At 38.9% G+C, this 10,968-nt stretch carries 14 protein-coding genes and 1 pseudogene; 9 read left to right on the top strand and 6 right to left on the bottom strand.

Translation table 11 applies throughout. The features are described 5' to 3' along the window. Positions 1-269: 269 nt before the first annotated feature. Positions 270-1,172, bottom strand: coding sequence for a transposase (locus HMPREF0645_RS01650; protein WP_007173071.1), 903 nt, complete (start codon positions 1,170-1,172; stop codon positions 270-272). Between the two features lie 149 nt (positions 1,173-1,321). Between HMPREF0645_RS01650 and HMPREF0645_RS01645 the strand changes: the two genes are divergently transcribed. The 4 genes from HMPREF0645_RS01645 (at position 1,322) to HMPREF0645_RS14095 (ending at position 3,379) form a co-directional block, all read left to right on the top strand. Continuing rightward, a complete protein-coding gene (locus tag HMPREF0645_RS01645; protein WP_007173070.1) occupies positions 1,322-1,510 on the top strand; it encodes a hypothetical protein in 189 nt (62 codons plus the stop codon). A 20-nt stretch (positions 1,511-1,530) separates the two neighbouring features. Beyond that, positions 1,531-2,079 carry a relaxase/mobilization nuclease domain-containing protein gene (locus HMPREF0645_RS14105; RefSeq protein ID WP_007173069.1) on the top strand — a complete coding sequence of 183 codons (549 nt, stop codon included), beginning with the start codon at positions 1,531-1,533 and terminating at the stop codon, positions 2,077-2,079. Positions 2,080-2,166: 87 nt separating this feature from the next. Continuing rightward, a complete protein-coding gene (locus tag HMPREF0645_RS14100; RefSeq protein ID WP_007173068.1) occupies positions 2,167-2,712 on the top strand; it encodes a hypothetical protein in 546 nt (181 codons plus the stop codon). Between the two features lie 259 nt (positions 2,713-2,971). Then, positions 2,972-3,379 carry a hypothetical protein gene (locus HMPREF0645_RS14095; RefSeq protein ID WP_245543982.1) on the top strand — a complete coding sequence of 136 codons (408 nt, stop codon included), beginning with the start codon at positions 2,972-2,974 and terminating at the stop codon, positions 3,377-3,379. 398 nt (positions 3,380-3,777) lie between these two features. On the opposite strand, the pseudogene HMPREF0645_RS14465 reads toward HMPREF0645_RS14095, so the two are convergent. Further along, positions 3,778-4,719 (bottom strand): annotated as a pseudogene (locus HMPREF0645_RS14465) (IS256 family transposase, variant Zn-binding type); the annotation flags it as partial. A 239-nt stretch (positions 4,720-4,958) separates the two neighbouring features. On the opposite strand from HMPREF0645_RS14465, the gene HMPREF0645_RS13120 reads away from it, so the two are divergent. From HMPREF0645_RS13120 to HMPREF0645_RS01620, 3 genes are read left to right on the top strand one after another with little or no spacing between them, the layout of a single operon-like run. Beyond that, the gene (locus HMPREF0645_RS13120) at positions 4,959-5,171 is read left to right on the top strand and encodes a helix-turn-helix domain-containing protein (protein WP_245543980.1); all 213 of its coding nucleotides are present in this window, start codon (positions 4,959-4,961) and stop codon (positions 5,169-5,171) included. An 18-nt stretch (positions 5,172-5,189) separates the two neighbouring features. Beyond that, complete coding sequence (locus HMPREF0645_RS01625; RefSeq protein WP_007173063.1) at positions 5,190-5,780, top strand: MjaI family restriction endonuclease; 591 nt, start codon at positions 5,190-5,192, stop codon at positions 5,778-5,780. Between the two features lie 5 nt (positions 5,781-5,785). Further along, the gene (locus tag HMPREF0645_RS01620; RefSeq protein ID WP_007173062.1) at positions 5,786-6,403 is read left to right on the top strand and encodes an MjaI family restriction endonuclease; all 618 of its coding nucleotides are present in this window, start codon (positions 5,786-5,788) and stop codon (positions 6,401-6,403) included. 41 nt (positions 6,404-6,444) lie between these two features. Here HMPREF0645_RS01620 and HMPREF0645_RS01615 read toward each other — a convergent pair whose 3' ends face one another. The 3 genes from HMPREF0645_RS01615 to HMPREF0645_RS01605 form a co-directional block, all read right to left on the bottom strand. Continuing rightward, a complete protein-coding gene (locus HMPREF0645_RS01615) occupies positions 6,445-7,827 on the bottom strand; it encodes a DNA-methyltransferase (protein ID WP_007173061.1) in 1,383 nt (460 codons plus the stop codon). Further along, a complete protein-coding gene (locus HMPREF0645_RS01610; RefSeq protein WP_007173060.1) occupies positions 7,827-8,879 on the bottom strand; it encodes a DNA-methyltransferase in 1,053 nt (350 codons plus the stop codon). Before HMPREF0645_RS01610 ends, HMPREF0645_RS01615 begins: the two co-directional genes overlap by 1 nt. A 74-nt stretch (positions 8,880-8,953) precedes the next feature. Then, positions 8,954-9,160 carry a helix-turn-helix transcriptional regulator gene (locus HMPREF0645_RS01605; RefSeq protein WP_044123217.1) on the bottom strand — a complete coding sequence of 69 codons (207 nt, stop codon included), beginning with the start codon at positions 9,158-9,160 and terminating at the stop codon, positions 8,954-8,956. Between the two features lie 173 nt (positions 9,161-9,333). Here HMPREF0645_RS01605 and HMPREF0645_RS01600 point away from each other — a divergent pair, with 173 nt between their 5' ends. Beyond that, positions 9,334-9,522, top strand: coding sequence for a hypothetical protein (locus HMPREF0645_RS01600; RefSeq protein ID WP_007173058.1), 189 nt, complete (start codon positions 9,334-9,336; stop codon positions 9,520-9,522). After that, positions 9,506-10,618, top strand: a complete 1,113-nt coding sequence (locus HMPREF0645_RS01595; protein ID WP_007173057.1) for an LPO_1073/Vpar_1526 family protein — start codon at positions 9,506-9,508, stop codon at positions 10,616-10,618. The genes HMPREF0645_RS01600 and HMPREF0645_RS01595 overlap by 17 nt, the downstream gene beginning before the upstream one ends. A gap of 125 nt (positions 10,619-10,743) precedes the next feature. On the opposite strand, the gene HMPREF0645_RS13935 is transcribed toward HMPREF0645_RS01595, so the two are convergent. Then, a partial coding sequence (locus HMPREF0645_RS13935) for a hypothetical protein (RefSeq protein ID WP_211205369.1) occupies positions 10,744-10,968 on the bottom strand: 225 nt, incomplete at its 5' end.

Raw genomic sequence — 10,968 nt, 5'->3', positions numbered from 1 at the left:
CCTGCCCAGAGGACGGTTGTAGTAATTGACATGGCAGGACTTGATGTGCTTCCTATTCTCTTTCCCCAGATAGAGCTTGTCGGCCTGAATCTCCTTGAGCAGCATGCCGAAACGCTTTTTGTATAGTTCCAGCTGCATGCCGAAGTGTTATAGGCATCCTAGCTGACATGGTCCACGTAGGTGTAATCGCTCACAATGCTGGCACCGATTTTCGCCCCGAACTCAACCGTGGCCTTCGACTTGTCCCTGACAATGGGACGGAGATGCGGCTAGTAGATGCTGATGATGCGGTCGGCACATCTGCGGACGTTCTGCTCGAACATCATCTTTTGCTGTTCATACATCTTGAACGCAGCCTGAAGACATTTGTAGTCATGGCGGCTGAAGCAAGCAAGAAGTGTGCTTGACCGTTTGCCCAGGAAATCAAGGAACAGTTGAAAGTCTGCCTGCAAGCATCGTATCTGGATTAGTTTTGTCTTGTCAATGAGTTTCCTTCCCTTGCGTTTCTTCTTAATCAGTCCGATGAAGGCCTGGCGGGCTTCCGTGCGGTGGGTCTGCGGTTTCTTCACCTTGTGGCGTGCGCAGAACTTGTCAAGCAGACGGTCTATCAGCTTGCTGCCGTCCTCCAACAGGTTGGAATCCGTTGGATAGCGTACCTCGGCGTCGCAGCATGTGGCGTCAATCTTCATCGTACCGCCGTGATCGTTGCCGTCCTCGTCGGTGTGTTCCTTCTTCGGCTTGCTCCCGTCTGTTTCCGCCAGCATCAAGGTCAGCATGTTGAAGAAGTCATGATCGAGTCGCTTGCGGACAAGGACGAACAACTCTGGAACGAATACCGGCTTTCCCGTAAACTTCTCAAGCCCAAGCAGGTACTGCATGTAGGGGTTCTCCTGAATGGCTTGGATGGTTTTCTCATCGCTCAGTTTTTCCACATGCTTCACGATTAGCCCTCCCACCACCATGCGGGCGGGCTTGTTGCCGGCACCGTTGTGACTGTTCCTCAGACGTTTGTTGTATTCCTTCTCTATCCTGTCCCAGGGAAGGTGGTCGGCCAACTTGACCCAACGGTTGGATTTGCTCAATCCCAAAAGCGACTCCTGAAGTTCAACAGGGCGTGACTGCGATATTGTGAATAGTATTTCATCTCGATTCTTGAATGTTTTAACATCCAAAGATAGTCATTTTGGGCGAATTGACCAAATTTTATACAATATAAATAGTTAATTATCAGGTAGTTATAGTTAATTAGCAGACCCTAAGTACCTACATTCGTGAAGGCGCACTTCATGCCATCGTGCGCCAAACTGTTTCGAAGGAGTTGATGAAAGAGATAAGAGATTTGAATAATCTTGGAACGAATATCAATACCTTGGTTAATTTTGCTCACCAAGCAGGGTTTATGACCATTGCAAACAAAGCCAACGAAGTCCTTGATGGAGTCAATGCTATTCTCCATCAAGCTCGTCTTAAAATCAAGGAGAAAGAAGACAAACCAGAAAATCAAAGTTAAATTACAAAACACGACAGCATATGTATGGTAAAATACTTCATGGAGCATCATTCGGTGGGCTTATCAACTACATTAACGACCCACGCAAAAATGCGACACTGGTTGCTTCAAACGACGGAGTCAATCTTACGAATAACCAAACCATAACAGATAGCTTTGTTATGCAGGCAGGTTTGAGTACTCGAACAAAGAAACCTGTAGGTCACTTTATCTTGTCGTTTTCACCCCATGATGCGCTACGCATCAATGACAATCTTTTAGGGCAAATAGTCAACGATTACTTGAAGCGCATGGGATATGACGACAATCAATTTGTTGCATTTCGTCATTTTGACAAAGAGCACCCACATGTTCATATCATGGTAAATCGAGTAAAGTTTAAAGGCAAATGCACCAAAGACTCGCATGAGAAAGACAAGAACATAAAAGTGTGTAAGGAATTGACTGAGCAATATGGCTTATATATCGCAAGAGGAAAAGAGGCCATCAAAGAAAGAAGACTTCGCTCAATGGATGCCATCCGTTATCAGATATTGCATCGAGTAAGCGAAGCGTTGCAGGTCTCTTGAAATTGGAAAGAATTTGAGAACGAATTGTCAAAAGCAGGAATCCGTTTGCGCTTCCGATATAATACTAAGGCAAACAGCATCGAAGGAATGTCGTTCACTCTTGCCAAGGAAAATATCAGCAACAAGATGAAACATGACATCTCTTATAGTGGCAAGCAATTGGATTCATCACTCACTCTTGCATGTATTTGCAAGAAACTTGGCAACCCTATAACTATCGTTCATGAACAGGCAAGAGATATGTATGACGATCCTCGGCAAGTATGGTACGATTCGCATAATGCCTATGAGGTAAGAGATATAGATAGAGTATTTCCCGATTTCGATTTGCGTTTTCCTTGGCAAGCCCAAGCAAGAATGTATGATGCCCCGCAGATGTGTGACAACGAACAGACTTGGGGACAAGACTTCTTTGATGAATTGTACCAAGTTGCAGATGACGTTTCCGATATAGGCAAAGGAACGATTCAGGTAGGACTCACTTCCTTGGGAGCCATTCTCTTTCCACCATATCAACCTGCCATATCTGCAGGTGGTGGAGGCACGTCTTCTAAACTTGGTTGGGGAGATGATGACAAATACAAGAAAAAATATAGCAGTAGAAGTCGCAGCTTCGCAAGAGACAGACGATAATAAAAATTTAAAATATCACTATAATATGGCTAAATCAAACGAACAGTTAGAGGATATACTTGATGACTTGTCTGTCATCAAAAACAATAATGTCGCAACAGAACAATGACTTAGTAATATTGAAAATCTGTTGGCGAAGTTGGCAACGTAAGATGAGGTCGCACCAATAACGCCTGTTGCAAGCACCTCAGCAACTTCTATTCCGTATGACGAGATAAAAAATGCTGTTCATGAAGAAATGGATAGTTACTATAACGCTATGTCTGATTCAGCAGAACTTCTATCGGATAAGACCCTCAAACGCCTGGGGACTATCTTTATTGAATTGTATGTTGAAGAAATTGAAAAATACTTGGAAAAAGACGAAAAAGAAAGAGTGCGCAAACGCAACGTGTATCTGCAAAAGCGAAAAGCGCAAGGCTTAATGACCATTGATCAAGTGGCAGAATGGGCTCCACAATATTCTTTTGAGATTCAACGGACAATCCGTTACATCGGCATGAAAATCATTGATGAGAATGAATCTGTAGAAAAAGCACATGCAATTTTGAAAATATGGAGCGATGCTTTGCAAGCCATCACAAGTCCCAAGCCATCTCCTCCACCTACGTTGAAATCATGGTGGTTATACAGATGGAACAGATTCAAACAAAGGACTTACAAATGAGGATTACTCCAATGGTATCTTGTCATTCTTGGCATCATTGCCTGTATTTTCTTTTCAAGTTTGTATCAAGAGTGCATAATGAAACGAGACAGGCTCAATCGTATGTTTTATCAGTATGTCATTAAAGATGAGAATTTGAAGAAGGAGTATTTGAAATTAGACTCCCTGATGTGAAACGTGCAATCAGTTAGTAAATGATATCACTATATTCGGCGTATAGGTCAAATTGCAGGATGAAAATCTGCCTCTCCAATGCGTCCCTATTCCATGTTGTCGCTATCTTTGCAATGCGGTCTGAAGCGTAGTGAAGCTCCGCAGGGGTGCAACTCCATGAGGAATAGGGCCGCGCACAATGAAAGGCATAAGCCATCAGCAGGATTCTTCACTTGAGGGGGGGGCTGCTTTTTTATGCCATGAGTTGCTGCCAATGCCAAGAAAAACTCACTAATGAGTCGCTTGCGACTCATCTCCGTCATACCGCTGTGTACGTTCAGCCTTTTCTTCAGATTGGTAAAAGTTCCCTCTATCTTGTTGTTCGTATTGGGCATACCTTCACAACCTTCTTGTTGAAACGTGAAGAGGTATGGCATATAGAAATCCAAGCTGTGCATCGCAGAACGCAAGCGCTTGTGGGTGTAGCTTCTTTTTCCACATTTTAGCAGAGAGTGCTTGCAAGCGTGTCTTTCCATTTTTCTTTCCACTGGGCATAATTGGCCTTGAAGTCCCTTCCGGAGGAAATGGTCAACGTGTCCAATAGATCCTTAAGTTCTCGCGCTGCTTTAATCCTCGGATTCTGTGTGAGATAGCGTCTGATTATCTGCTTCATGTGAACCTGGCACATTTGTATCCGATAGTCAGAGAAGAGGGCAAAAAGGCCTTTCTTGCCGTCTATAATAATACCAGAGATTGTATAGCCACGTTCCTCTATACTTCTTATCGCTGCCTCATAGTCACTTGCCGTATCATTCTCGATAAAGGCAAGATAGAGGGGGAATCCGCTATGCTCGTCTAATGCCAGCAAAACTCCCCAGCTACGTCCCCAATAAGTCGCGTCCATATGTACATAGCCACTGCCTTCAATGGTTGGCTGTTCCCAACTTTTGCTGATATCTTTCAGTCGACGCTTGATCGTTGATTCGCTTTACGCCAAAGCGATGCGAGAGTTCAGAAATGGTTTGTTTGCCTTCCATGTACAAATTCCATATCTCATCATTTGAGGGAATCGTGGAGTTACGGAACTGATAACCGCAAGCTTGGCATTTGTATGTTTGAACTCCTTTACGCTTACCGTTCTTTACTGTTTGCGCGGAGCCACATACAGGACATTTACTTTTGTGCATTTGAATGATTTCTTATTATTTTCAAATGCTTGTAAATGTAGTGTATATAAGGGTTCGCGCTATATGCTATCCTGCAATTTGACCTATAGGTCCTATATTCGTATTTACAAAAGTTAATAATGATTAATATTTTTCGCATATAAAGCAAAACTATGTAAAAACAGACAATTGTATGTTGACGCCGTATTATATTGATTACAATAGTATGTTATACACATGTATGCTAATGTATGCTTAATATGGAAGACAAAGATTATCTAAAAATATTCGCACATAAAGTTAGAACCCTTAGAGAACAGCAGGGGCTATCTCAGGAAAAACTTGCAGAAAGAGCTGGACTTCACCGTACTTATATAGGAATGGTAGAAAGGCTCGAACGAAATCCATCACTTGTTTGCATCTATAAGATTGCAAATGGGTTAGGAGTACATGCTTCTCAATTATTCATATAACACAATTTCTATATCATCATGAAGAAATTCAAGATATCTAATGACAAAATCGCAGAGTTGTCTAATGCACCACTCTATGAGTTTCCTAAGTATGTAACGCAAGTAATCAATCTTGTAAATAGCAATGCAGGAGGCACTCGTCCAAAAGTTGTTGGGCAAATGTCTGAACTCATAAAGGAATTTGACGGAAAGACAATAACTGAGTGGATAGAATGGTACTCTGAACGTTATCCTAATGCTGTTGACAATGCCACAGAAAAGATTTGGGACATGTATGAAACCATGAAGGGCGCATTCAATGCTATCACCAAAGATATGGTTGAGAATTGGGTCAAAGACCTCGTGTACGGAAAGACATTTTGTGGCTTAAAGTTTCAAACTGCAATTATTTCAGCCATAGCCAACCAATTAGGCAAAGAATGGCGTGAAGCAAATCCAGAGGAAGAAGCAAAAGGCATAGATGGTTTTATAGGTGAAAAACCTCTTCAAATAAAGTCTACGACCTACAAATTGGAAGCACGCCTTTCTGAAACCATCAATGTCCCTATTGTATACTATGACAAGAAGAAGGATGGTATAAACATTGAGTATAATCCAATAGACTTCTAAGATATATGGCAAGTTCGAAAATCAAATTAGATGACGTTTCATCTGCAAATGGAACGCAAAAAGTCTCGCTTCCTAAATATTCGTCTCAGGTTATAAACCTTGCGAATGGCTATGCAAAAGCGACACGACCTGATAATGTCGGACAAGTGTCTGAAGATATAAAAAGATTCAGAGATGATGAAACTTTGTCTGGATATTCAAATCAAGACTGGATTAATTGGCATCAGAATCATTATCCTAATGGTATTCAAAAGTCTACAGATGAAGCATGGGCAATGTTTGTAAAAATGCGTAACAGTCTTAATACTGTCACCAAAGATGATATACGAAAATGGGAAGAAGACTTTGTGTATTCTAAAACATATGATGGTTTAATGGTACAGAATGCCATTATAACGAAAATTGCCAATGAAATTGGCTCTCAAAATTTTCGCTTGGCAACACCTGAAGAAGAAATACAAGGTATTGATGGTTTTATTAATGACCACCCTGTGCAAATTAAATCAGAAACGTATGATAGAACAGGAAAACTTCATAACGAAGAATTACAATGTGTCGTTGTTTCATACACTAAAAAGACCAAAAGCATCTTGTTTGATTATAACCCAGAAGATTTCCAATAGAAGCAAGAAAGGATAGGCTTTATACCTATCCTTTCTTGCTTCTATACAAACTCACTGAGTTTCTTAATCTTTGCTCGATATGTGTTTTTTTCTTCTTTCAATTTGGGCATTTTGATTATGGGTATGGGGCGTTGGCTGTCAAAATGCAAAACAATGTAATATGGAGCACTTTGAGGATTGAAGCCATTTTTCAGGAGTGTTTCCTTTGTCCAAATTTGAAACATGCCTTTAGTTTTTAGCTTGAACAACTGAGGTTCAGAACCACCAGTATGAAGTAATAGGTATTGCATTCGTTCAAATCCAGTTTGTACCAAAATTGAACCTTTCGAGTCACCTGCACGTAGGTAACAAATCCCCTTTTGAATCATGAGTTGCCGAAGTTCTCTGCGAGCATGGTTTACCATAACCATAGGCTCCGCATCTATCTGTCCTTCTTTTTGTTTAATATGACTAAATATGTTTGATTTATTATCTAATACAGACTTATCAGTTTCAAACTTGCTTCCATATGTATGCTGCTTGACATCGATCTGTTTGTCAAGTTTATGTATATCTATAAAGTGATAAGGTAAGGTGTCAATGGATTTTTGTAAATCAAATTCAGAGGTATCCTCCCTTACATTAAAAATATGATTATCTTCCCTATTGCTTAACACAACCTTTTCTTCATAGAACTTCTGAAATTTCTGATTGATTTCGTAGCCAATAGAATTTCTGTTTTGATTCTTTGCCGCCAAGGCAGTTGTTCCACTTCCCATAAATGGGTCTAAGATGGTATCGCCTACAAATGAGAACATTCGTATCAATCGTTTGGGGAGCTCTTCTGGAAATACTGCAATATGTTTATCTTGCTTCGCTCCACCAAAATTCCAATGTGAGAAGAAATACTCATTCCATTCTTGACGCGTAAGTTTTGAGGCTTCTTTTATTTCCTTGGAAACTGACGCACTTTTTCCTGTTTTCTTGAAGAGAAGAATAAGTTCAAAGTCTATTTTAACAATACCTCCTCGTGGATATGGAAAACTTCCCATTACGGTATCACCACCAGTAGTATGCATTGATGTCGGCTTTTGCCATATAATGCTACCCATATAATCAAAACCTATCTCTTCGCAGAATCTGATTATCTCTGAGTGAATTGGAATAACCTTGTATCTGCCGTAGTATGCGGAACGAGCAAACTGATCACCGATATTAATGCAGAGGCGGCACCCTGGTTCAAGCGTACGAAAACACTCTTTCCAAACTAAATTCAGATTGTTAATGTAGTCCTCGTATAAATCATCAAACCCAATTTGTTTGTCTACGCCGTAGTCTTTCAGTTGCCAGTATGGAGGTGAAGTCACAATAAGTTGCACTGATTCGTTTGGAATCAATGACATATTACGACTATCGCCATAAATGATGGTATGCTTAGTTGCCATTATTGGATAGATGAAAATAAATTCTTGCTGTTTGGCAAAACTGATAAATCCGAATGAGGATTATATTCCACCGTGTATACTCCATTTCCTTTATTAAAAGTGATAGCTGTCAAATAGTTCAATTCTATTTTAGATTCCTGTTTAGTCATGACCTTGCAATTGAGCGTATTGTCGAAGTGTTTAACAATCTTTCCTGCATTCTCTCTGGCTGTTATAAATTCAATATGTGTGTCAAATCTCTTTTTTATAGAGTTGTTGCAAAGGTCTATATCAAGATTATTGATGCCCTCTCGAATTATCTGTTCAAAGTTTGCATCAATCTCATATCCACAAGAATTCCTTCCACAAACGATAGCAGCTTGCATAGTTGTGCCTGTTCCTAAAAATGGATCAAGAATCATGTCGCCTTTTTGTGAGAACATATTTATTAGTCTGTATGGAATCTCAAATGGGAAAGCTGCACTTCTTTCTCTTGTTTTCGATTTTTGTAAATTCTGCTTCGTTCCCTTGATATCCCATACATCTGAAAACCACACATTTCTTTCTTCCCAAAAGAAAGAACTCTTCATGCGCGCCAATTTCTCGTTAGCACTTTTAAATATACGCTTGTCTCCTTTTCTGAAAATGAGAATCCATTCATGCTCTAAAGTTACATAGGCCCCACAAGGTAGCATACCACTTCCCATAAATTTATTTGGCGCATTTGTTTGTTTTCTCCAAATGATATTTGGTAAGCCAACAAATCCGAAGTCAATACAAGCTTTGGTTATGCGGCTATGGTTATTGTAGAGAGCAAACTTGCCATTTATGGTTCTTGTCGCATCGCCAATATTGATGCACAAAAAACCTCCAGGTTTAATTACGCGGAAGCTTTCTTTCCAGACTTTATCTAATTCCTGATGCATCATTTCAAATGCTTTTTCTGGTTCATTCTCCAAACATTCTAAGATATTAGGATTTTGTTTACCCAAAATCTCATCCCACATCTCAATCATTGGATATGGAGGTGAGGTTACTACCAAGTCGACAGATTTATCTTCTATTTGCATCATATGTTGTGATGCATGTATATATATTGTGTGATTCGTTTTCATATTGCAAACAGTTAACAATAAATTCGTATTTCTCATTCAGTAGAATCCTGTCTAATAAGATCTTGTACGGAAACTTTTAAAACATTAGCTATTGATATGAGCGTTTCAAGACTTGGTTGTGTTTTATTTGTAACCCACTTGGATATCGTTGCGGGATCCTTCCCTAATTTTTCAGATAGCCACTTGTTGTTTAAATCTCGTTCAGCAAGAACGACTTTTATCTTATTAAGTTTTGCCATTATAAATCCAATTTTTGGATACAAAGTTACAATAAAAAGAGCTAATAGCTGTGTGGTTAGAGTAAAAAACATAGTGTTTACAGCTATTTATTGTTCTTTATATCAAAAAAATGATGTAAAGTCGTATATATTATGTATCTTTGTATGCATTTTAAAAACATAAAAAGAAAGGTATGGAAAGTATTAGTTGGATATTTGATGGATTGGGCACCGAAATAATCTCGCTTATTGTTGGCTTAATTTCTGGTGGAGCGATAGGATACAAGATAGGTATTCACAACAGAATTAAGCAATCTCAAAAAGCAGGAAACAATTCTCGTCAAACACAAATTTCTTCAATAAATTATGGAGTTAATAAGTAAAAACAACACAGAACAACAGCAAACGGCTGGCAACAACTCTAATCAGATTATTATTTCAGGCAATCTCAATGTCGGTATAACGGAAAGCCAAGCAAGGGATATCTGTAAGGCTGAGTGTGCGATTGCATTACAAAATTGGTCCTTTCAAGCAGGAGTGTTAGCTGAGAAGAGAATACAAAAATTAGAGGATAAAATGTTGCCAAAGATATTGTCATATGATGAGAAATTAAGTATCTTTGGTGAACCAGGATTCCAAATCTTAATAAGAAAAGCACAAATAGCAGCAGCTTCGTCGGAAAGAGAAAGTGACTATGAAATGTTAGCAGACTTGCTTTTGCATCGTGCTGAGCAACATGAAAATAGAGAAAGGCGACTAGGTATATCTAAAGCAATAGAAATAGTAGACCAAATTGATGATTTAGCACTCATAGCTTTGTCTATAGTGTATGCAATTTCAAAATATACACCAGCTAGCAGCAACATTCATGAAGGATTGGGTGCGCTCAATAAATTGTATGGTAAAATTTTAAATAAATGTAAATTACCTACAGATTATGCGTGGATGGAACATTTGGATTTATTGGCTGCAATACGATTAAGTCCCAGTGGAATTCATTCATTCAAAAAAATGGAAGAATATATTCCGGAACGACTTAATTATTATTTTGAAGAAGGCTTACAGGTTGATTCCGATGATTATAATCATGTACTTGAGAAATTCGAATCACTTAATATTCCACTTTCATGTTTAGAACGTCATCCACTTAGAGATGGATATGTTCGACTTAATGTACCCAAAGATATTGATAATATTGTTTTTATAATGAAAACACAACAAGGAGAGATTAAAATGCCTCTATCTGAAAAGCAAAAAGACGCATTTAGGCTTGCAAATAAAATTGCTTTTAAGACAGATAGCAATAATTCAGAAATGAAGAAAGCCTTTTGGAATATATGGGATAAGTATCAAAACTTGAAAGACATAAAACTTTGGTGGGACAAACTTGAAAACCATTTTTCAATTACTCCTGTGGGGGTTGCATTAGCTAATGCTTATATAAGAGGAAAGGAACCTTCTATACCATGTATTTATTAAGAAAGTATTATCACAAAATACGAAGATATAGGAGTCTTGGAAAATATATTTTCTTGTCTTTCCCTACTTTTACCTATTATAATAAGCATACATATTTGTACCATACAGATATAACTCTATGATATTCAGTGGTAATAATCTTCGAGGAAGTGAAGTAACCATAGCATAACTTTTGACAAGCCTTCACCGCTCCTTCTAACAGGAGCAGTGAAGCTTGCCAAACGAATATAACGAATAAGTCGCACGACGGAAACATGTGAGTTTCCGTCGTGCGACTTATTTTGTTTATGCTTGTTGAACAAATCACGAGAAGTTTCTCCTCTCATGAAGTATTTTATATAGGAAAATTC

The sequence above is a fragment of the Hallella bergensis DSM 17361 genome (assembly GCF_000160535.1).
Classification (GTDB): Bacteria; Bacteroidota; Bacteroidia; order Bacteroidales; family Bacteroidaceae; genus Prevotella; species Prevotella bergensis.
Note: the sequence above shows the minus strand (reverse complement) of the source record. Positions and strands in the feature narration are given on the sequence as shown.

Coding starts and splice junctions, on each gene's coding strand:
- HMPREF0645_RS01645 (WP_007173070.1), top strand. CDS start 1,322: ATGAAAGAGATAAGAGATTTGAATAATCTTGGAACGAATATCAATACC.
- HMPREF0645_RS14105 (WP_007173069.1), top strand. CDS start 1,531: ATGTATGGTAAAATACTTCATGGAGCATCATTCGGTGGGCTTATCAAC.
- HMPREF0645_RS14100 (WP_007173068.1), top strand. CDS start 2,167: ATGTCGTTCACTCTTGCCAAGGAAAATATCAGCAACAAGATGAAACAT.
- HMPREF0645_RS14095 (WP_245543982.1), top strand. CDS start 2,972: ATGTCTGATTCAGCAGAACTTCTATCGGATAAGACCCTCAAACGCCTG.
- HMPREF0645_RS13120 (WP_245543980.1), top strand. CDS start 4,959: ATGGAAGACAAAGATTATCTAAAAATATTCGCACATAAAGTTAGAACC.
- HMPREF0645_RS01625 (WP_007173063.1), top strand. CDS start 5,190: ATGAAGAAATTCAAGATATCTAATGACAAAATCGCAGAGTTGTCTAAT.
- HMPREF0645_RS01620 (WP_007173062.1), top strand. CDS start 5,786: ATGGCAAGTTCGAAAATCAAATTAGATGACGTTTCATCTGCAAATGGA.
- HMPREF0645_RS01615 (WP_007173061.1), bottom strand. CDS start 7,827: ATGGCAACTAAGCATACCATCATTTATGGCGATAGTCGTAATATGTCA.
- HMPREF0645_RS01610 (WP_007173060.1), bottom strand. CDS start 8,879: ATGATGCAAATAGAAGATAAATCTGTCGACTTGGTAGTAACCTCACCT.
- HMPREF0645_RS01605 (WP_044123217.1), bottom strand. CDS start 9,160: ATGGCAAAACTTAATAAGATAAAAGTCGTTCTTGCTGAACGAGATTTA.
- HMPREF0645_RS01600 (WP_007173058.1), top strand. CDS start 9,334: ATGGAAAGTATTAGTTGGATATTTGATGGATTGGGCACCGAAATAATC.
- HMPREF0645_RS01595 (WP_007173057.1), top strand. CDS start 9,506: ATGGAGTTAATAAGTAAAAACAACACAGAACAACAGCAAACGGCTGGC.